A 21,038-nucleotide genomic window follows, 5' to 3' on the forward strand; every position below is an offset into this window, starting at 1 on the left:
TGCTGCTCAACTAAATCAGATACTTCCGAATAAAATACGTTGGCGTGCAGCTCCATGCGTGGCAGTAGCTGTTGATCAGGTTGCTGCCGTACGGCGACAGCTTTTTGTCCTCCGGGTTGTACAGCTCCCAGAACGTATCCGCGCCGTCCTTGATCATCTCGCCCCAATAAGCCTGCATCTGCCGAGTGGCTTTCTCCCTGCTGCCAACCGTGAACAAGGCCTCGATCAGATGGTGGTACATATACGGCGTTGTCATTCCGATCACCGGCTGCTCCTCAAACAGGCGCTCCAACAACGCAACGTTATCCTCCGCCGGCAATACGTCCGCGAGAACTAGCCAGATTTGGGATGCCCAAGAAATCTGGCGATCGGAGCCGCTGACGAAGAAGCCCGCGTCCTCATCCCATAATTGAGTAACAGCCGCCTCAGCCGTCCGTGCAATCTGTTCTTTTATATACTGCTGCTTGTCTGCCAGACCAAGAGTGCGGGCCAGCTCCAGGCCGCGCTTCAGGCAATAGATCAATACGCCTTGCGATGGCGCCTGCTTGTTCAGCTCCGGATGCCAGTCGATAAAGCTCCACCAGGTCTCGTCATCACGCACGATTCCCCGCTCATCCAGCCTCTCCACGCCAATCTCCAGCTGCTCCATAGCAATCGGCCAGAGCTCTTCTAGCGTTTCTTTGTCCCCGGATGCCTCATAATAGTCGTACAAGCAAGCCACGAAAAACAGCGCATAATCATAGAGTCTTGTATCATCCGCATGAGCATGCGGTTTCTCAAAGACGCAAGCCCCAACCGCACCGTCCGGGAGCCGCATGCCGGCAAACAAATACAAGCAGCGCTTCACCAGTTCATGGTTGTTAAACGTCAAATAATTCGCCTGCGCCTGCAGCCTCAAATCTCCGATCCACAGCCTGCGGTCCCGCTTCGGCCCGTCCTCAAATACGGTCTGCATGCAGTCCTGCAGCGTCTTGACCGCAATGCGGTCCATCTCCGACCATTCACCGGATACGCTTCCCGGCAGCGGCACAACGCGGGCGATATCGCCGGAAGTAACCGCCGTGCATGCTACCTGCTCGAATGACACGTTATATTTTTTCGACGTATCCAGAACTTCCACTTTGATATAACGGAACGTATACCGTCTTGGCAGCTTGATTTCCGCGGGAAGCACGTCAATAAAGATCGTCTCCTCCTGCAGCCAGGAGCTGCTCAGCCAGCCGTTGTACGTCTCAAAAGGCTCCGCAATCTCGCAGGGCATTTCCCCTATCGTCAGCTTCAGCTTTAACGGTGCATCCGGCGGGCTGCCGACGGACTTGACCTTCAAGCTCACATAACCAACAAGGTGATCCCCAAAGTCCAGAATAAAATTGTCTCCTTTTCCGAGCACCCGTTCCTTCCAAGCTTGATCCTCCGCCTGCTCGACACGCCAGCCTTGAAAAGCCTCCACATCCGCCGCAATTTCAACAACGGATTTCGGCTCAACCACGCTTGTCATTAATTCGGGTATTAACGCTTCGGCTTTATCGACCATCGTTTGATTGATTAACATCTATAAACCCTCCCGTATCCTGCTGCCTTACCTTCTTATACCTTCAATCGTATGCGCTTGCATCGTTTCCAGCAAGGACGGCCTTTTTGGATGCGCATCCGATTTTTTTAGATGCTCCTTGCCTGGATGTCAGCGATTTTTGGGTTCCGCGTACGATTAATTTGGATCGCCCCGCGATACCCCGCGCCGTTACTGCACTGTCAAAAAAAATCAGACGGGAGCCAAAAAAAGCAGCGCTTATCAAGCCGTCATGAAAGCCTTTACACTTAGGTCCACAGGGCTCCGGAAACCCGAACCGCTAACGAATGGAACAGCTTGATTACGCTCGAACATAACAAGGAGGGTATATCTGAATGGCACAATCTAAAAAGAAAACAATTCTGGCCCTGACAGGAGCCGTGCTTCTTACATCCGCTTTGACGGCATGCGGCAGCAACAATAATAACGGCAACGCAGCGAACGCTAATGCGAATAAATCCCCGGACGCAGCAACCGAATCGCCGGCGGCAACAAGCGACGCCTCATCCGAACGCTACGAGAAGCCGGTCACGCTGAAGCTGATGATCGACAACCAGACTTCTACGGAAGGCATTAAAGCGGTAGCCGACGAAATCGAGAAGCGCTATAACATCAAAACCGAATTCGACCTCCGCCCGGGCGGCGACGAAGGCGACAACCTCGTAAAAACAAGACTGGCAACCGGCGAAATGGATGACCTGAGCTTCTATAACTCCGGCTCCCTGTTCAAAGCGCTGCAGCCCGAGAAATATTTCCTTGACCTGACAAGCGAACCGTTTATGCAAAACGTTGTGGATTCCTTCCTGCCAACCGTCAGCGTTGACGGCAAAACGTATGCGGCGCCAAGCGGCGCATCGCAGGCGGGGGCTTGGCTCTACAACAAAAAGGTTTATGCGGAGCTTGGCTTATCCGTTCCGAAAACCTGGGATGAGCTGAAAGCCAATAACGAGAAGATCAAAGCAGCGGGCAAAACAGCGGTCATCGGCTCCTACAAGGACAGCTGGACCTCCCAGCTGATCGTACTGGCCGACTACGCTAACGTAACGGCTGACGCTCCAACGTTTGCCGATGATTTTACGAACAACAAAGCGAAATTCGCCGATACGCCTGCCGCTCTGCGCAGCTTCCAGAAGCTTGCCGAGATGAAGGATTACATGAACAAGGATTACCTCGCCACCACGTATGACCAGGCGCTCAAAATGCTCGTTGACGGCACTGGCGTTCAGTATCCGATGCTGACCTTCGCTCTCTCGAATATTTTTGCAACGTACCCGGACAAAATCGACGATATCGGCGTATTCGCCCAGCCTGCCGACAGCGCGGACAAAACCGCTCTGACCGTATGGATGCCTGCCGGAATCGCGATCTATAAGGACGGCAAAAACGTGGAAGCCGCGAAAAAATGGATCAACTTCTTCGCTTCGCCCGAAGGCATGGCCCTCCTGGCAACAAAAGCAAAACCGGAAGGTCCTTACGTGATCAAAGGCGCAACGCTGCCGAACGATGCTTACGCCGGCGTCAAAGAAATGATGCCTTACTTCGATAACGGCAACAACGCGCCTGCCCTTGAGTTCCTGTCCCCGCTCAAAGGACCAAGCCTGCCGCAGCTGACGGTTGAAGTCGGCGCAGGCATGAAGTCGCCGGAGGACAATGCCAAAGCGTATGACAAAGACGTCGAGAAGCAAGCGAAGCAGCTTGGCATCGCAGGCTGGTGATAAAACCTTATATCGAAGTCATCCGAAGATGAGCGACCGCGTTTCAATGGTAGTTTTATCGCCAATCAGAAAATGAGTATTTCGAGCTCGAAATACTTATATTTTCTGATGTGGTAGGCAGTCATAGCAGCCCTGCCCTGCTCCTTAAGGCAGGACAGGGCTTTTTGCAAAGATAGTAAGATGGGAGAGATTCACCATGCAGAAGGCTTCCCTAACAAAGGCTTCCAAAAGGTTTTATACGTACAAGTTTTTGCTGCCCGCGGGCATTATTTATTTCGTGCTGTTCCTCTTGCCCACCATCATGTCCTTCTTCTTCAGTATGACGAGATGGGATCTGGTGGACTGGGATTTCATCGGCCTGGACAACTATAAGACGTTTTTCTCGGAATCGTCGCTTAATATCGGCTTCCGCAACACCTTGATCTATGCGGTTGTAACCTGCGGCCTTAAGGTCGTATTCGGACTCTTGCTGGGGGTGGCACTGACGTCCGGTCTCCGGATCAAAGGCTATCTTCGCTCCGTCGTTTTCTTCCCGACGCTGCTCTCTACCATTGCCGTAGGCATCGCGTTCAGCAGCATGATGCATCCGACGCAAGGCCTCATTAATAAAAGCCTGGCGCTTGCGGGCATCGTTGGTCCCGACTGGCTTGGCGACACGAGTATCGCCCTCTTGTCCGTCGCTTTCGTTGACGTGTGGAAGGGCGTTGGCATGGCTACTGTTATTTTTATCGCGGGCATTATGTCCATTCCCGAAGAATATTACGAAGCGCTTCAGATCGACGGCGGCAACGCCTGGGACCGGTTCAAGCATATTACGAATCCGCTTGTGGCACCCGCGATGAACTCGGTTATTATCCTTGCCTTTATCGGAGGACTTCGTTCCTTCGACCTCGTATGGGCGATGACCAAAGGCGGGCCAGGCTTCAGCACGGACTTGATCGCTTCTATCATTTATAAACAATATCAAGGCGGCTTCTACGGCCTCTCAACGGCGGGCAACGTGATTCTTTTTATCGGCGTATCCCTGCTGGCCTTCCCTCTGCTTAAGCTTCTGTCCAAAAGGGAGGTTGATCTTTAATGAAGCTGAAAGGCACGAAACGAATCGTTTTCGAGGTTATCGCGATTGTCTTGTCCATCGTTATTTTCTGGGTCCCGTTCTGTTTTGTCATTGTCAACTCGCTTAAAAATAAAACGGACGCCGCTCAGCTTGATCTAAGCTGGCCAACGTCCCTTCAATGGTCGAACTATAAGGAAGTTCTTATCGCGCAAGACCATATGGTGATCCGGTCCTTCGTGAACAGTACGCTTATCACGCTGCTGTCGATCGCTATCCTCGTGGTGGTCAGCGCAATGACCGGTTACGTGCTGCAGCGCCGCAATGACCGTTGGTCGGGCATCATTCAGTTTCTTGTGTTGGCCGGCCTTATGATTCCTCCCGCCGTCGTACCAACGATCTGGGTGCTGGACTCGATCCATCTGTTCAAGACGATGTCCGGAATAGTCCTCGTCGAGGTTGCGCTTGGCATTTCGTTCGCCGTTATGCTGTACCGCAGCTTTATGGCGACAATCCCGAGGGAAATCGACGAAGCGGCTATCGTGGACGGCTGCGGCAGCATGCGGATGTTTTTCCAGATGATTTTGCCGCTCCTTATGCCGGTAACCTCAACGGTTATCGTGCTGTCGTCGGTTGGCATTTACAACGACTTCGTGAATCCGCTCTACTTCTTCCCGGGTGCCAAAAACGCTACGATCCAGCTGACCCTGTACAACTTCACCAGCATGTACAATACGTCCTGGAATCTGCTGTTCGCGGATATTATTCTGATCTCTCTCCCGCCGCTTATTCTGTTTATCTTTTTCAACAAAAAAATCGTTGCCGGCATGACGGCCGGTGCGGTAAAAGGCTAATAAGCGCAACAAATCCCGCAAACCAAAATCAGGTCTGCGGGATTTCCCATTCCAATTTATTGCTGCTTGTCTAATGCCGCCTGCAAGTCCTGCATATACATCTTCCCCGTATAATCTTTGCTTGCAATCAAGAGCTGGGCGTTATTCCAGGCAACCGTCTGCGTATCGGCATCGAATAAAGCCTCAAACCATAAAGCGCCGTTCTTGACGCTATCGATGGTCTCCTGCGCCATTTGCGTCAGCTTAGGCTCATCGTCAGGCATATTCTGCACGTTAAAGCCGGAAATTACGCCGTATTCCTGCATCGCCTTGTCCCCGTAGCCGGTAAACACCGCTTTCAGCCAATCCTTCATCGTATCGTCATACGCTGCCGCCGATAATGAAGTGATCAGCCCCGCGTTCATCAGCCAGTCATCCTTCGTTCCAGCTCCGCCCTTCACCAAAGGAATGTTAAACAATCCGATGGCATCCGTTCCGATCTTGTTTCGGATCGTGCTGTTAAAATCCCTGAGACTCCAGCTTCCCGTGTAATACATGGCGGTTTTCCCTTCGAGGAACATCGTTGTCGCTTCGTCCGTCTCGGTTGTGTTCACATGCCTGCCGAAATAACCAAGCTGGGCCATCTGCTGAATCGTATCGGCCGCTTTAACAAAGCCCGGATCCGTTACCTTCAGCTCCTTGCGGGCTACCCGCTGCATCGCGTCATAGCCGTATACCCGGATCACATAGCTGTTAATGAGCCGGGTGATTGGCCATTTATTGCCGCCAGCCAGCGAGAAGGGCTGAACGCCATGCGACTGCAATACCTCCGCCGCTTGGAGGAGATCATCCCAGGTCTCCGGGACAGCCAGGCCATACTTGTCGAATAGATTTTTATTGTACCAGAAGCCCTCGATATTAATCTCTAGAGGCAATGCGTACAGCCCTTTATCCCGGACCATCGACTTTAGCAGCTTCACGGCTGCCGGATTTAATTCGTTTTGCAAGCCGAGCTCGCGGAATACCTTCTCGATATCCAAAATAAATCCGTTATCCGCCAGCTGTTCAAGCGGTCTGCCCGATTCGTAGGAGAAGACCTCCGGCAGGTCGTTGCTTGCCGCTAACAGCTGGATTTTCTGAACGAGGTCCGAGGTGTTGACGTTCTCGAATTCATATTTAATGTTGGGATGCTGCTTCTCGTATTCGCGAGCCTGCTCGCTGATAATCCGGGGCTGCTGCTCTTCCAGATCCGATGATACATAATGAATAACCCGGGTCGGATCCGTAATTTGCTCATCATTGGTTCCGTACGAGCCGCCGCTCGAGCAGGATACGAGAAATACGCATAACGCGGTTATTAGGCCTATTGCCGCGGCCGGCCTACTCATGCTGCTCCACCTCCTGCGCTGGCTCATGCGTTTTGCCGCCGACATGCCCTTCACGGAATTGCCCCGGCGTTACACCCGCGTATTTCTTGAACAGCTCCGTAAAATGCCTGTAATTATAATAGCCTACCTTCTTGCTCACATCGTTGACCAGCATGCCTTTGTGCAGCAGTATCTTCGCCTGCTCCATCCGCAGCTTGGTGACGTATTTAATATATGAGGTTCCTACCTTTTCCTTAAACAGCAGGCTGAGATAGGTGGCATTCATGCCGACATGCTCGGCCACCTCCTGCAGGGTGAACGACTCCAGATAGTGCTTCTCGATAAAAGCAAGCGCCTTCTCCACCGCATTATGCTTCGCGGCATGCTTGTCTTCCCTCATAAAGTTATGGAGCAGCTCCATTTGCTCCCGAAGCCATTCGAACATCCGGTCTCTCGACGACATCTCGCCAAGCTCCCGGTACGGCACAATTGCCTGCTGCTTCATATCCCCGCCGGATTCCTTGGCTACCTGATACCCGATATAAGCCAGCTTGAGAACCTCCTGCTCGACTGACTCGGGACTGAGCCGCTCGGCCTCCATGCAATGCTTGTATTCATCCAATAGGCGCAGCAAGCCCTCCTTATTGCCTGTTCGCATGTTGAAGACGATTTCTTCTTCGCACCCGGTTAAGCCATGCGGAAAGCTGTCCTCCGCATGCTCGAACCGGGTCCAGCCTTTCTCCTCCAGAAAAACGGCGTACCTGAGAGCGCGTACCGCTTCATTGTAGCTTTTGGCTGCATCTGCCGCGTCGGCATAGGTCTGCCCGGAGCCAATCGACTCCTCCATTTGCGGTGAACGGAGCGTCAGCTGTTCCCATAGCAGATCTGCCGGCAAATCGTAATGAAAAGCGACGCTCACCCACTCTTTTCCGTATGAGAAAGAAACCAATCGGTAAGACGGATGCTCTTCGAGCCGTTCCGTATTGCCCGTAGCCGCAAACACGGTGACGCCTTTCACCCGGTTGGCGTCAGCTTCCCCGAACGCCTTCTTCCAATCGGCGACGGCTTGCTCCCCAAGCAGCAGCAAATCAAGCGTTGCCTTCTCCAGCAAAGCTTCTTTATTGGCGGCTACTTGGGATTTCAGCTGCGTATGCTCCAGTTGATGGCCGATGCGGGCAATAGTCCGGCCGATCGCTTCGTCGACTTTTTCAAGCGTAATGGGCTTATCCAAATAATCAATCACGCCAAGCTTTAGCGCCTTGCGTATATATTCGAACTCGTTAAAGCCGCTGAACACGATACACGCGGTATCCGGCATTTCCTTCGCAATCTCTTCAATCAGCTGCAATCCGGTTAAGCCAGGCATGCGGATATCCGTCATCACGATATCGGGCTGAAGCTCCCGGACCATCTGCAGAGCGGAGAGACCGTCGGCGGCCGTACCGGCCAGCTCTATGCCGTAACGGGACCAGTCAACCATCATCTGAAGCCCCTCTGTAACGATATACTCGTCGTCGAAAATAACGGCTTTTAACATGACTCTCAACCCTCTCTGATTTCATTTGGCCGGAACCGGATCTCGACGATTGTTCCTTTCCCCGGTTCGCTGCGAACGGTTAGCGAGCTTCTGTGACCATAGTAGAGCATGATTCGTTCCCTGACGTTGACAAGTCCGTACCCGGTTTCCGTTGCCTGGATATCCTCCATCCCAACGCCGTCGTCCTCCACCGTAAAGACAGCCGTGCCATCCTCCATTCTACCCGTCAGCCTGATCGTTCCTTCTCCAACCTTGGGCTCCAGGCCGTGGTAGATGGCGTTCTCGACAAGCGGCTGCAAAATCAGCTTCAGAATCTCAATGCTCATCAGTCCCTGCTCGACATCAACGATATAGTGGAACCGCGACTTATAGCGGAGATTCTGTATCGTCATGTAATGCTCGATATGCTGGAGCTCCTTGAACACCGGAATCGTTTCCTTCCCTTTGTTCAGGCTGATCTTAAAGCTCTCCGACAGAGCAACCGTCATCTTGGCGATATCCGCGTTGTTTTGCAAAATAGCCATCCAATAGATCGAATCCAGCGTGTTATAGAGAAAATGAGGCTTAATCTGCGCCTGCAGCGTCCTCAGCTCCGCTTCCCTCTCCTTTAGCCGCGAATGGATAAGCCTTTCGTTCAGCTGTTTATTCTCGGATGAGATCTTGCGGAACGTCTCGCCAATCGCCCCGACCTCGTCTTCTTCGAAGGAAATAACCTGAACCGAGGCGCCTGAACCTTTTGACCAGTCCACCATCATTTTTTTCAGCTGCAAGAGCGGCCGCGTAATGCTTCCGGATACAAACATGGACAGAATAATCGCAATAAGCGCGATAAAGCCCGCAATAAGCATCGTTACCGTACCGATCCGGTTGGAATCCTGCAGCAGCACGTTAGTTTTGACGATATGAAGGAAGGTCCAATTGGTCGTTGCGTTGCGGTAGCCAACCGTCAAATAACCATGCTGATGCAGCTCGCGCAGGACGCTGTCTTCGCCAACCTCGCGGTCGATCAAATGCTCAATCGAAGCGTTCTGGGCATAGACGCTGCGGGAAAACTTTCCTGTGGTATCCAGCACAATAAAATCCCCGTCGTCCCCCATCGCCTGCTCGAATATCGTTTTCTTCAAATTAATAATAAGCAGCCCGATGACGCGGAAACTTGCCGGATCGCGAAGCAGCTTCACGCTGGAGAACGAGGTCCCGGCATTCCCCGAATTAATGGACTGAAGGACATTGTAGCTGAAAAATACTTCTCTGCCGTTCGCCGCTTCCGCGCGCTTGTACCAATCCGTCTGCCCTATCACCGAACGGCTTGTCTCATCGTCATAGATTCCCGCGTTTGCTTCAACGCTGCCGTAACAGACGGAATGAAAGCCCCGGTCAAACAAGCAGATAGAGTCGATGTGGCGGGTATCGATTAAGTTGCGCACAACGAGATTTTGCAAGCGGTTGGCGGTCCGGATATCGAGCACGTGGCTTTCGTCCGCCGCGCTTGCCTTCAACTCTTCGCGTAGCTGATCGTTGGCGAGAATAAGCCGGTGCATGTTAATGACGTTCCGGAACAGAAGATCCGCCACTTCGCTTGCCGCCTGCAGATTATGCTTGTTGTTGTCCAGATGGTTATGCACGATTGTATTTTTCGAAATATTAAAGGAAATATATCCTAGAATGATTAACGGCGGCACCGACAATAACACTACGGCCAGCAGAATTCGGGTGCGAAGTCTGCGGGGACGGTACTGCCTTAGAAGCGAGGATAAGGAAAAGGATCGCATCCGCTTTGGCTCCTTGGCCGCCGATCCGGCCCGATAAGATGTTTCCTTCATTGTAAACGAAATTTGGGACGTTTATCACGGCGCATTTTTTTAGGTGGGGTGTCAGGATTTTTTGGATTGTATTTATTTGAGCTTACCTAGGTTAAAGAGCAAACTGCGTGTTTTTATGTTCTTCCGATCGCCGTTGCTCGTAGGAATCCCCTTACCTGTCAAATAAAGAACAATAACCAAGAAAATACTTGTGGGAGGTGGCCGCATAGCAAAAGAGGCTGTGCAGGTAAGCTCTGCACAGCCTCTTTTGCTATATTGGCTTACCCATTCGGAGAGGGCTTAACGATGCGCCGCATCGTTAAGTTCCGAAAAGCAGCCCTAGGGGCTCGTTTTTTGCTGTTTTGGTGCGCTTAACGATGTGCGGCATCGTTAAGGTGCCCAGATTTGCCTGTTGCGCTGGGCTTAACGATGCGGCGCATCGTTAAGGTTCCGAAAAACAGCCCCAGGGGCTCGTTTTTCGCTGTTTTTGATGCGCTTAACGATGTGCGACATCGTTAAGGTGTCCGGATTTGCAAGCTGCGCTGGGCTTAACGATGCGCCGCATCGTTAAGGTTCCGAAAAACAGCCCTAGAGGCTGGTTTTTCGCTGTTTTTGATGCGCTTAACGATGTGCGGCATCGTTAAGGTGCTCGGGCTGGTCAGTTGCGCTGGTCTTAACGATGTGCGACATCGTTAAGACCGTTGATGAGCCGGGACTCTAGTTAGTTAGGGGTCGTATCTGGAGACACTGCGTCGATGTAGAGGGAATTTCGTGCTGCGAGCGGCTTCAAGCAAGATCGGTACGATCGGAGCGGAACCGGCTTTACTAGCCTTCCAGGCTCTGAGCCAGATCAGAGATCAGATCCTCCCGGTCCTCGATGCCAACCGAGATGCGGATCAAACCGTCCGTGATGCCAAGCAGCTCTCTCCGTTCCTTCGGGATGGACGCATGCGTCATCCGGGCCGGAACGGAGATGAGGCTTTCCACGGCGCCGAGGCTTTCGGCTAGCGTAAAGTACCGAACCTTACGCAGCACCTCCGCTGCTTTCTCGTTGCTTCCCACATCAAACGAGATCATCCCGCCGAAGCCAAGCGCCTGCCGCTTCGCCAGCTCATGCTGCGGATGGTCCGGCAGCCCGGGATAGTAGACCTTCCGGACAGCCGGATGCTCCGCAAGAAACGCCGCGATCTCGCGCGCATTGGCCTCATGCGCTTCCATGCGAAGACCTAGCGTCTTCATGCCGCGGATCAACAGCCAGGAATCATGCGGACCAAGCACGCCGCCAACGGCATTCTGAATATAATGCAGCTCTTCGCCAAGCTTCTCGTCCGCCGTAACGACCAGCCCCGCAACAACGTCGCTATGCCCGCCCAAATATTTGGTCGCCGAATGGACCACGACATCCGCGCCTAACGCAATCGGCGTCTGCCAATACGGCGTGCCAAACGTATTGTCTACAATAAACAACAACCCGCGCGACTTCGTCCACGCGGAAACCGCCGCGATATCCGTCAGCTTCAGCAGCGGATTGGTTGGCGTCTCAACAAGCAAAGCTTTTGTGTTTGGTCGCACTGCCTCACCTAATGCATCCAGATCTGCCGTGTCCACAAAGGTGGCCTCAATGCCAAGGCGCGCCAGCACCCGGGTAACGATCCGGAACGTCCCGCCATACACATCGTCGGTCACAAGCAGATGGTCCCCGCTGTCTAGGCGTGACAACACCGTATGAATCGCCGCCATGCCGGAGCTGAACGCCAGTCCGCGCGCGCCTCCCTCGAGCTCCTTGATGAGCTCCTCCAGTGCATGCCTTGTCGGATTGCCCGTGCGGGAATACTCGTAACCGCGGTGTACGCCAATATCATCCTGCTTATACGTACTCGTCTGGTAGATCGGTACGTTAACGGCGCCGGTATGCGGATCAACCGGCGTTCCTCCGTGAATCAGCTTCGTTAATCGCTTCAACGTCAAGCCGCCTCCTCTATCCCCCGTAAATCTGCTTGCTCAGATAACGCTCGCTTCCGTCCGGGAATATCGTCACAATGCGGCTTCCCGATGGCGCAAGCTCCGCTTCCCGGAGTGCAGCTTCAAGCGCCGCGCCGGAAGAGCTGCCGACAAGCAGGCCTTCCAGTCTTGCCAGCTCCTTCACCCGGGCAAACGCAATATCGTCGGTAATGGTGTGAATCGCATCGAAATAGGAAGGATCCATAAACGGAGCCAGCTTCTCCACGCCGATGCCTTCGGTCCGGTGCGGTCCGGACTTGCCGCCAGCCAATATCGAGCCCTCCGGCTCGACGATTGCCGTCTTTACGGCCGGATTTTTCTCCTTCAAATACCGCGCCGTTCCCATAAACGTTCCGCCCGTTCCCGCTCCCGCCACAAAGACATCCACTCTCCCGTCCAGCTCCTGCCACAGCTCCGGACCAAGCGTGTCATAATAAGCCAAAGGGTTCGCCGGATTCGAGAATTGCGCCGGTGAATACGCTCCCGGAATAGACGACACCAGCTCCTCCGCTTTGCGGATAGCCCCGAGCATTCCGTCCTCGGTAGGCGTATTGACGACCTCCGCTCCAAGCGCGCGCATCAGCGTCTGCTTTTCGATGCTGAATTTTTCAGGTACGACAAATATGACTTTATAGTCCGTTCCAACCGCGGCAAGCGCGAGACCAATCCCCGTATTGCCTGCCGTTGGTTCGATAATGGTTCCTCCGGGCTGCAGCTCGCCCCGCTCAGCCGCATCGCGCAGCAGCGCCAGACCTAAGCGGTCCTTGACGCTCCCTCCGGGATTCATCAGCTCCAGCTTGGCAAATAACCGGACCCCTCCGGGTAGCGGAAAACGAGTCAGTTCAACGATAGGCGTATTTCCGATCAGCTCACGGACATTGCGATAAATAGCCATGCAAGCATCTCTCCTCTGCTGTTCCCGTCTAGAGGTGCAATCGGTTCAGGCCAGCTTGACCGCTTCCAGCAGCCAGACATAACGGTTGAGCCGGGTGAAGCTGACCGTAAAACCGTGATTCGTAAACAGCTTATTCAAGACATCGAGAGAGGTATAATACTCCGTGCGCAAATCCTGATATAAATTTAGAAAGCCCGCTTCAAGGGCAGTTTGCTCAATTTGATGACGCTCTTCCGCGCTCGCAAAGGACGTATCCGCAAACACCACGCGCCCGCCCGGCGCAAGCAATTGGCTATACAAAGCAATCGCTTGGTCCTTCTCCGTATCCGTCAAATGGTGAAAAGCATAGGTGCTGACAATCGCGTCCATCCGCTCCGGCAGCTCGGGAAAGTCCAGGAAATCGCCGTCCAGAAGCCGGATCGGCAGTTCGCGCTTGGATACCTCCCGGCGCATGCCTTCCGAGGGCTCAATGCCGTACACTTTATCGCTCCGCTTAAGCAGCTTCTCCGTCAAATTACCCGTGCCCACACCAAACTCTACAATCGTGCCGCTAACCCTCTCTGCTACCGCTTCAAGGATGCGGTCATATCCCGCGAATACTTCCCGATACTCCACATCTTCCCCGGCAACCGTCCGATCATAAGATTCCGACCATTCGTCAAACAGCGCTGTAAACTCTCTGCCCATCTGTACGCATGCCCCTCTCGTGCTGCCACAATGTGTTGCTTGCTATCAGCATATGTAGCCGGGCTCAACTTGTTCTCCCTTTTCCAACCTTATTAATCGGAATTATACAAAAAAAAGAAACAGCCCTGCTCAACGAAAGAGCAAAGCTGTTCATCATCCCACCGTTACCGGTTATATCGGGGAGCAATCCGGTCAATCCGATTTGTCCAGATGACACCCGAATATCCCTCAGGCAAGCGTTTCAAATCTTCCACCGTGTCAAAGCCGCTCGAAAATTCGCTGCCGTCGCCGCCAACGATCACGACGCGATTATCCGCCTTGGCCATGCGATCCAAAAACTTGTCCGGCCATCCCCACAAGAAAGGAGCGAGCTTCTCGGGTATATGCACTTCCGTATGGCTGCATGCCGAAGGCACATACCCTGTCCATCCAACGGCGAGGTAAGGGATCAAGCATTTCTTCAGGGTGGCCTTCGGCATCACCCTCATGTCCGGGAGCTCTTCCTTCAAAGCGGCAATCGGTTCATCTCCTCCATAGACGGCCAGATCACTTCTTCTCTCTTCCGGAAGCTGAGACAAATATTGCGCCAGCAGCCTTCCTTCCTCGGGATCATTGCTTTTAACGTCAATAAGAAGGGATTGAGCCGGAAAATGCTCCAACACCTCCGTTAACGAAGGCATTTGACCAACCCCTTTTCCACGGAAAGGATACGTTTTTCCGCCGTCGGCCGTATAGCCGTAACCGATATCGAGCTGCTTTAACTGCTCCATCGTATAGTCACGGGTAACGCCCGTGGCGTTAGTACGGCAATCCAGAGTCCAATCATGAAACACGGCAAATTGGTCATCCTTCGTGATATGCACGTCGAACTCGACGATATCCGCACCGGCTTCGAAAGCGGCTTCCATCGAGGAAATCGTATTTTCCAGGTACTGGTATTCCGGCTCGTAGATCCGCTCCGCGGTGCAAGTATCGTTCTGAATGCCTTCCATCGTAAAAATCTGCGCCATTCCGCGATGAGCAAGCAGCAAAGGCTCGCCGCCAAGCGGTTTGGCGAAATACGTTGTATTGTTTAGAAAAACGAGCACGATAACAAGCGCAATGACAATAAATGCTTTACTCTTCCATATCCTGATCAATCTCTTCATGAAAGACGCCTTCTTCCCTAACGCAATTAACGTCATTGTGCCAAGGAGGTCGTTTATTTGCAATGATGGCTTGGTTATATTTGAATGACTTGCTGTAAAAAAGAAAACCGCATTGCCAAACGCGGCAATGCGGCTTTACCTTTACTTGCTTCCTAGCGCCATGCGCTCCTCTTCAATCTGTTCGATCAGCTCTTGGATGACTTCATTCGGGGAGCGTTCGCCAAGCCAGCTCTGGCCAAACATCTGAATCAGCTTCACGACGGGGAAGTCGTCCCAGAAGCCGACAAACTCGTCGTTCAGCTGGATTTTGTCCACGATATTCGCGTTCATCTCGTCCAAGAAACGCTCGAGTACCTTCTTCGCCACGGGATCATTCAGCCAGTCGATAAACAAGCTGAACGGATGGAAGGTTGCTTTCTCTTCGCCAAAGTCGCAATGCAGACGTCCGCGCAGCCGGATATCCCGCGACGAGCTGCCCACGGAAATCAGGAAGTACCCGGTCTCGGCCACCCATTTGCCGAACTTCGTGTTGTAATAAGCAAAGTCGCGTTCCTCCAGCACAAAAGATACTTCCTTCGTCTCTCCCGGCGCCAGCTCAACCTTGGCAAAAGCCTTTAGTTCCTTCTCCGGCCGCGTCCACTTGCATTCCTCGTCATGGACGTACAGCTGCACTACTTCCTTGCCGGAAACGGAACCGGTATTGGCAACCGTAAACGTTACCGCTACTTGGCCGTCCGGCTGCTGAACGGTCTTCAAGCCGGAGTAAGCAAAGGAAGTGTACGACAAGCCGTGGCCGAACGGGAACTCGGGCGCCAGCTCTTTTTTATCGTAATACCGGTACCCGATGAACAAGCCTTCCCGGTAATGCAGCTTGCCGTTCTCCCCGCGGATCCGCATATGGGACGGATTGTCCGACAGCTTCACCGGGAACGTCTCGGACAGCTTGCCGGAAGGATTCGCCGCGCCAAGCAAAATGTCGGCGATCGCTTTCCCGCTGCCTTGACCGCCAAGCCAGGAGTGGATAACGCCCGGAACCTGCTGCACCCATGCCCGCATCGCCAAAGCGCTGCCGCTGCTGGTCACCACGATACAGCGGGGCTGAACCGCGGCTACCGCTTGAATCAGCTTCACTTGATGAGCAGGCAGCTCAATGCCTTTCAGATCATGCATTTCCGATTCCGCGAATTCAGGCTGGCCCACGAACAGGATGGCTGCTTCGGAAGCCGCCGCAATCGCTACGCTCTCCGCGATAAGAAGGTCATCAATAATATCCTCCTGCGGATAGCCCTCGGCATAAGACAGCTTGACCGAGGATCCGGCAAGCGACTCAAGTTCATCAAACGGAATATCTACGCGTGTTGGCGTAACGTTCGCGCTGCCGGCGCCTTGGATTCTCGGCTGCTTAGCGAACCGGCCGATTACCGCTACGCTGCCAAGCGTTTCCCGGTCCAGTGGAAGAATGCCGTTATCGTTCTTCAGCAGCACGATGCTTTCAACAGCGGCTTTGCGCGCAAGCTCATGATAGTCCGCTGCCTCGGCTGCCTGCTCCGAGCCTTCCGTTGTTTTGGCAACCAGGTCAAGAATGCGGCGAACGCTGCTATCCAATACCGCTTCCTCCAGCGAACCTTTTTTGACCGCTTCAACGATCGCTTTCGTGTTATAATCCGCAGGTCCCGGCATCTCGAGATCGAGACCCGCCTTGAGGCCGCGAAGCCGGTCGTTTACGGCTGTCCAGTCGGAGATGACAACCCCGTCGTAACCCCACTCCCGGCGCAAAATATCATCAAGCAGATGCTCGTTCTCGCTTGCATACGAACCGTTAAGCAGATTGTAAGAGCACATGAGCGTCCAAGGCTTCGCCTTTTTGACGATCCGCTCGAACGCGCTGAGGTAAATTTCCCGCAGGGTCCTCTCGTCCACCTCTGAGCTTGTAACCATCTTCTCGAACTCCTGATTGTTGCAGGCAAAATGCTTCACCGACGCGCCGACGCCTTCGCTTTGCAGACCGTTGATGAAGGAGGCTCCAAGCTCCCCGGATAAGCAAGGATCTTCGGAATAATATTCGAAGTTGCGGCCGCCAAGGGGCGTGCGCTTCATGTTAATGCCAGGGCCCAGCAAAAGCTCAACGCCCATCGACCGGCCTTCCTTGCCGAGCGCAACGCCAACCTCATGCAGCAGCTCCGTGCTCCAGGACGAGCCGATAGCCGAGCCTGTCGGATAACAGGTGGCCGGAAGGTTTTGCCCGGTAACCCCCATCTCTTCGTCGCTGTTCGTTTTACGGATGCCGTTTGTGCCGTCGTACATATGAATCGCCGGGATGCCAAGGCGTTCGATGCCTTTCGTCATCCACATATTCGAGCCTGCAACAAGGGAAGCTTTTTCTTCCAAGGTCAATAAAGACAATAATTCCGCTGATGTTTTCATGAGTAGAAAACCTCCTTTTCTTGCTGTGCAAATTTGTTTAAACGTTTGGAGTCTCTTCCGGTTGCTGCTCTTTCTTCAGCTCCTGCAGATCGTAAACCTTATAGAACGGGAACCAGATAATAAACATAATGATCAATACAAAGGCGAGCAGAATTAACCCGTTGAAGCCGGAGATCAGGTAAGTGGACAAGCCAAGCGGCGTATACCAAAGCTGGAATACCTGCGCCGGAATTGCGGCAAGTCCCCAATCAAGCGCCAAATAGACGATGACCGGAATAACGATGCCGTTGATCCACATCGGGACCATCAGAATCGGGTTGAAGGCAACAGGCGCACCGTACACAACCGGCTCGTTAATGTTGAAGAGCGAAGGCACGATGGTTGCTTTGCCGATGGATTTCAGCTTTTGCGATTTGGCGAACAGGAACAGCACGACTAGCGGCAGCGTTGCGCCGAGGCCGCCCACGCCTACCCAGCCGGAGAAGAAGGTTTCGAACGTATTGATGTTGATCGGATCAAGACCTTTGGCAACCAGCGCGGCATTCTCCTCGATAGCCGGGAACCAGATGGCATACCAGAGCGGCGACATGACCCACGGGCTGACGCCAAACGAAAACAGGACAACCCCGATAAAGTTGAACAGAACGAAGCCAAGCAGGCTTTGGCTGATCGCGTTAAGCGGATCGAACACCGAGACGATCATTTCGAAAATATCGAAGTGCAGCTGATAGATCAGCACCCAGCCAATCGCGAGCAACAAAGCAATCGGAACCAGAAAATCAAACCACTCGACGATAAAATCCGGCAGCTTCGTATCCTTCTTGAATAACGAGAAGCGGTGGAACAAATTCATTACCGCCGCTACGCCAACTCCGACGAGCAGCGCGGTAATCATGCCGGACGGGCCGAACCGTTCCAGAATGAACTTAATCGTCCCGTCATCGCCGACTGTTGGCTTAAGAAGCATCAGAAATAGCGATATGCCCGTAGCGCCGGCAATCAGCTTGATGTTGTGGCGTTCTTTCTTGTGCATGACGAAATAAGGCGTAAGAAAGGCAATAAATATACCGATCAGTCCAAAGCTGAAAGTCGTAAAAGGCGTCAAATCCGGCATGCCCGGGATGTAATTATTCAGAATCGAAATGAGCGTCACGAGCGAGCCGATAAAGATCATAGGCAGAATTACCATAATCGCGGACTGGATCGAGTCTACCCAAATATTTTTGGTGAAGGCTTCTACCTTCGGAGCGAACCTCTTGGTCATCCAATTCATGAACCGGTCCATCTCTGTCTCCCCCTTGCGTTGTAGTCGGTCTATGAAACCGCTTTATTAGTATAAAATCAATCCAAAACGCTTTCGCGTTCTTATTTGCCGGGATCAGGTCTGTTTCTTGCCGTATCCCCTTCTTTACTCCCATCTTGTTCTCCGGAGGCCTTCCGTATACGACAAAAAACACCCCCGGGTAATCCCCGGGGGCGTAATTAGCTCCTTATCGATACTGCTTCTCCAGCATAATCAGCTGAACCCCATGCGGAGGCACAACCGCCTCTTCCGCATAGCCCTCACTGAGCTCCAGCCTGTCCGTCCGCATAGCCGGCCCACTTCTGCTATGCAGGTACTTCAGCTCTTCCTCCGTCGGAAAAGCCGGCGAGCCTAGGCGAATCCATTCGTCGAATACCGAGCCATGCTCCCGGTCCAGCACATGCCGGGTCCGCTTGTAGCTGCCCGACAAGCCTTCCAGCGCAATCCGGAACCGCTTATGCCCCTTCTCCTCAAAGACCGAATACCGGTTCAGCTCGGTTAAGCCGGTTCTGTCCCCGCTCGCGTATAGCGAATCGACGTGAACATAGTGGTAGAGCAAAATTTGCACATCTTCATTCTCGTTCTTCGTAACGATATAGCCATCCCCTTGCGCGATTATCCGGCTGCCCAGCCTGGACAACAGTCGGAATGCGTAATAGCCGGGCTTGCGAAGCCCTTCCCGATTTATGAGCCCAAACCCGCCGTAAAACATCGAAGGCAGCACTTGGCTTTCCTCGAATACGTCCGTAAACGACCAATAAGCAATGGAATCCACCGCTCCCAATGTCGCCAGCGCATGATGAATGATAAACGGCGCCATAAACATCGTATCATGCAGCAAATTGCGGTCATACAGCGAGAAATTCCATTCCGTAATATGAAGCTTGGGCGTATGCGGCTGACCGTAGCCGATCTTCTCCTTAAGCAGGTTGATGCTGTCCAAAAAATAAGAAGGCGGCATAATCGTCGTCAGCTTGCCGATCTCCTTCTTCTGGAACGGATACTCCGAATACACGTGGAACGAGAAAAAGTCGAGCGGCACTTCCCTGTCGCGGCAATACGCGATGAATTGCTCCGCCCAGTTGTCGTTCCATAACGAGCCATAGCCTAACGCCGGCCCTCCTACGGTAAGTGCCGGCGAGACGGACTTGATCGTATTTGCCGTCGCTTCATAGAACGCGAAATACTCTTCCTTCGTCCCCGACCAGCAGACATCGGTTAAATCCGGTTCGTTCCACACCTCGAAATACCACTTCTTTACTTCCGCAAGACCATAGCGGTTCACGCAATGCCTGACGAATTCGCGGACAAGCCCGTTCCATTTCTCCTGATCCGCCGGAGGAGAGATGCCGCCCTTCCACCAGAAGATCGTCTCGTTCGAACGGCGCAGCAGCGCGGGCATAAAGCTGAGCTCGACAAAAATATGAATGCCCGACTGCAGCAGGAAATCGTACAGCTTGTCTACATAAGCCCAGTTATAGACGGGCTTGCCGTCCTCATCCTCGGAATACACCATCATCTCGTCATTAAAGATGCCGTGAAACCGGATATGGGTAAACGGAAACTCACCCTGCATGCCGGCAAACTGCCGGCGCCAATCCTCCCGCAGCCCTTCCACCGCGCGGCCCGCGGTTGTGACCCGGTTCCAATGCTTGAGGAAAGCCTCCTCCCGGATGCCGGCATCCGCCTGAACGTCGACCACATCCCGCTGATCGGAAGGCATATCATGCTCTACCGGAGGACTGCCTTCCCTGTCGTTCAAATACCGGTACAAGGACTCCATCGCCGAGATCGTATCCGTCTCGTAGTAGTCGCCGCTCGACGACTCTTCCGTCGTCAGCGGCTTTCTAGCCGGGTCCAGCATCTTGGCGTTTGCGAGAGTATCCCGGTAAGCGCCCGGCGTGCTTCCGTATTTCCCTTTGAAGTATTGGTTGAACAGCTTTACATTCGCAAAGCCGCAATCCAGCGCAATTTGCGTCATGCTTTTATCCGTATCGGATAGCTGCGCTGCCGCTTTCTCCAGACGGATAAGCGTCAAATACTTTTGAAACGGAATGCCGATTTTATCGCTGAAAAAATGCGAAAAATAATGAAGGCTGAGGTGCTCCTGGTCGGCAATCGTCTGAAGCGTAATTTTCTCGTTATAATGCTTGTCTACATATTGGATTATGCGGTTAAGCCGCATATAGTCATAGTCTTTTCCTTTTTCCTGCGGTCCGCCGCCGGTTCCCGCAGTGAAATACCGGGTCAGGTGGCCAATGAGCGTCTGCAGGCTTCCCATCGAATAATTGCGGTGGCCGGGCCCTTTCTTGTTCGACTCCCAGACCATCCGGGCAAGGCAACGGCGGAGCCGGTCATAGCGGTACCTGTTGTATTCCGTCTGGCTCATGGAATTGCACGCAAACAAAGTCCCCTCGTCATCCAGCAGCTCCGGTCCGAACTGCAGCGTCAGCAGGACATTGTCCAGGTTCGTGCATTCAAGCTTATGCACGGACATGCTGTTAATTGCAATAATATCATCCTCGGCCAAGCGGTATTGCCGCTGGTCGACATAGACGGTAACGGCGCCCTGCAGAACGTAGATCAGCTCAATCTCTTTATGCCAATGAAAACGGATGTCCTTTACGCTGTTCACAAACAGCCGGACCGGCAAATCGTCCTGGGTCTCGACAAACTCGTAGTGGTAACGCATCTTCCGTTCC

Annotated in this window: 14 protein-coding genes; 3 read left to right on the plus strand and 11 right to left on the minus strand. The window is 53.2% G+C overall.

The window, feature by feature from the left end:
- Positions 1–10 precede the first annotated feature (10 nt).
- On the minus strand, positions 11–1,552 hold the full coding sequence (locus PGL01S_RS04235) for an alpha-L-rhamnosidase-related protein (RefSeq protein WP_127491746.1): 1,542 nt from the start codon (positions 1,550–1,552) through the stop codon (positions 11–13).
- Between the two features lie 353 nt (positions 1,553–1,905).
- Here PGL01S_RS04235 and PGL01S_RS04240 point away from each other — a divergent pair, with 353 nt between their 5' ends.
- The 3 genes from PGL01S_RS04240 (at position 1,906) to PGL01S_RS04250 (ending at position 5,193) form a co-directional block, all read left to right on the plus strand.
- Entirely contained in the window at positions 1,906–3,285 is a 1,380-nt protein-coding gene (locus PGL01S_RS04240; protein ID WP_127491748.1) for an ABC transporter substrate-binding protein, read from the plus strand.
- A 196-nt stretch (positions 3,286–3,481) separates the two neighbouring features.
- Positions 3,482–4,363 carry a carbohydrate ABC transporter permease gene (locus PGL01S_RS04245; RefSeq protein WP_015846648.1) on the plus strand — a complete coding sequence of 294 codons (882 nt, stop codon included), beginning with the start codon at positions 3,482–3,484 and terminating at the stop codon, positions 4,361–4,363.
- Positions 4,363–5,193, plus strand: coding sequence for a carbohydrate ABC transporter permease (locus PGL01S_RS04250; RefSeq protein ID WP_127491750.1), 831 nt, complete (start codon positions 4,363–4,365; stop codon positions 5,191–5,193). The genes PGL01S_RS04245 and PGL01S_RS04250 overlap by 1 nt, the downstream gene beginning before the upstream one ends.
- Positions 5,194–5,249: 56 nt before the next feature.
- Here the strand turns inward: PGL01S_RS04250 and PGL01S_RS04255 are convergent, their stop codons facing one another.
- The 10 genes from PGL01S_RS04255 to PGL01S_RS04300 all read right to left on the minus strand — a co-directional run bounded on the left by PGL01S_RS04255 (position 5,250) and on the right by PGL01S_RS04300 (position 21,028).
- Positions 5,250–6,560 carry an ABC transporter substrate-binding protein gene (locus PGL01S_RS04255; RefSeq protein WP_127491752.1) on the minus strand — a complete coding sequence of 437 codons (1,311 nt, stop codon included), beginning with the start codon at positions 6,558–6,560 and terminating at the stop codon, positions 5,250–5,252.
- Positions 6,553–8,076, minus strand: a complete 1,524-nt coding sequence (locus PGL01S_RS04260) for a response regulator (protein ID WP_127491754.1) — start codon at positions 8,074–8,076, stop codon at positions 6,553–6,555. Before PGL01S_RS04260 ends, PGL01S_RS04255 begins: the two co-directional genes overlap by 8 nt.
- Before the next feature lie 5 nt (positions 8,077–8,081).
- Positions 8,082–9,848 carry a sensor histidine kinase gene (locus PGL01S_RS04265; protein ID WP_127491756.1) on the minus strand — a complete coding sequence of 589 codons (1,767 nt, stop codon included), beginning with the start codon at positions 9,846–9,848 and terminating at the stop codon, positions 8,082–8,084.
- Positions 9,849–10,703: 855 nt separating this feature from the next.
- Positions 10,704–11,840: a bifunctional cystathionine gamma-lyase/homocysteine desulfhydrase gene (locus PGL01S_RS04270; protein WP_127491758.1), complete on the minus strand. Its 1,137-nt coding sequence runs from the start codon at positions 11,838–11,840 to the stop codon at positions 10,704–10,706.
- A 16-nt stretch (positions 11,841–11,856) separates the two neighbouring features.
- On the minus strand, positions 11,857–12,774 hold the full coding sequence (locus PGL01S_RS04275; RefSeq protein WP_127491760.1) for a PLP-dependent cysteine synthase family protein: 918 nt from the start codon (positions 12,772–12,774) through the stop codon (positions 11,857–11,859).
- 45 nt (positions 12,775–12,819) lie between these two features.
- A complete protein-coding gene (locus PGL01S_RS04280; RefSeq protein ID WP_127491762.1) occupies positions 12,820–13,461 on the minus strand; it encodes a class I SAM-dependent DNA methyltransferase in 642 nt (213 codons plus the stop codon).
- A 164-nt stretch (positions 13,462–13,625) separates the two neighbouring features.
- On the minus strand, positions 13,626–14,609 hold the full coding sequence (locus tag PGL01S_RS04285; protein WP_127491764.1) for a glycerophosphodiester phosphodiesterase family protein: 984 nt from the start codon (positions 14,607–14,609) through the stop codon (positions 13,626–13,628).
- A 141-nt stretch (positions 14,610–14,750) separates the two neighbouring features.
- Positions 14,751–17,033 carry a beta-glucosidase family protein gene (locus PGL01S_RS04290; protein ID WP_127491766.1) on the minus strand — a complete coding sequence of 761 codons (2,283 nt, stop codon included), beginning with the start codon at positions 17,031–17,033 and terminating at the stop codon, positions 14,751–14,753.
- Between the two features lie 37 nt (positions 17,034–17,070).
- Positions 17,071–18,318: a PTS sugar transporter subunit IIC gene (locus tag PGL01S_RS04295; protein ID WP_127491769.1), complete on the minus strand. Its 1,248-nt coding sequence runs from the start codon at positions 18,316–18,318 to the stop codon at positions 17,071–17,073.
- A 205-nt stretch (positions 18,319–18,523) separates the two neighbouring features.
- Positions 18,524–21,028 (minus strand): GH39 family glycosyl hydrolase, encoded by a 2,505-nt coding sequence (locus tag PGL01S_RS04300; RefSeq protein WP_127491771.1) that lies wholly within the window; start codon positions 21,026–21,028, stop codon positions 18,524–18,526.
- Between the last annotated feature and the right edge of the window lie 10 nt (positions 21,029–21,038).

Source organism: Paenibacillus glycanilyticus NBRC 16618 (assembly GCF_004000805.1).
Classification (GTDB): Bacteria; Bacillota; Bacilli; order Paenibacillales; family Paenibacillaceae; genus Pristimantibacillus; species Pristimantibacillus glycanilyticus.

Excerpts from the sequence above, each read along its gene's own strand:
- PGL01S_RS04285 (WP_127491764.1), bottom strand. The coding sequence starts at position 14,609 with ATGAAGAGATTGATCAGGATATGGAAGAGTAAAGCATTTATTGTCATT.
- PGL01S_RS04265 (WP_127491756.1), bottom strand. The coding sequence starts at position 9,848 with ATGCGATCCTTTTCCTTATCCTCGCTTCTAAGGCAGTACCGTCCCCGC.
- PGL01S_RS04295 (WP_127491769.1), bottom strand. The coding sequence starts at position 18,318 with ATGGACCGGTTCATGAATTGGATGACCAAGAGGTTCGCTCCGAAGGTA.
- PGL01S_RS04290 (WP_127491766.1), bottom strand. The coding sequence starts at position 17,033 with ATGAAAACATCAGCGGAATTATTGTCTTTATTGACCTTGGAAGAAAAA.
- PGL01S_RS04300 (WP_127491771.1), bottom strand. The coding sequence starts at position 21,028 with ATGCGTTACCACTACGAGTTTGTCGAGACCCAGGACGATTTGCCGGTC.
- PGL01S_RS04250 (WP_127491750.1), top strand. The coding sequence starts at position 4,363 with ATGAAGCTGAAAGGCACGAAACGAATCGTTTTCGAGGTTATCGCGATT.
- PGL01S_RS04280 (WP_127491762.1), bottom strand. The coding sequence starts at position 13,461 with ATGGGCAGAGAGTTTACAGCGCTGTTTGACGAATGGTCGGAATCTTAT.
- PGL01S_RS04235 (WP_127491746.1), bottom strand. The coding sequence starts at position 1,552 with ATGTTAATCAATCAAACGATGGTCGATAAAGCCGAAGCGTTAATACCC.
- PGL01S_RS04260 (WP_127491754.1), bottom strand. The coding sequence starts at position 8,076 with ATGTTAAAAGCCGTTATTTTCGACGACGAGTATATCGTTACAGAGGGG.
- PGL01S_RS04275 (WP_127491760.1), bottom strand. The coding sequence starts at position 12,774 with ATGGCTATTTATCGCAATGTCCGTGAGCTGATCGGAAATACGCCTATC.
- PGL01S_RS04255 (WP_127491752.1), bottom strand. The coding sequence starts at position 6,560 with ATGAGTAGGCCGGCCGCGGCAATAGGCCTAATAACCGCGTTATGCGTA.
- PGL01S_RS04240 (WP_127491748.1), top strand. The coding sequence starts at position 1,906 with ATGGCACAATCTAAAAAGAAAACAATTCTGGCCCTGACAGGAGCCGTG.
- PGL01S_RS04245 (WP_015846648.1), top strand. The coding sequence starts at position 3,482 with ATGCAGAAGGCTTCCCTAACAAAGGCTTCCAAAAGGTTTTATACGTAC.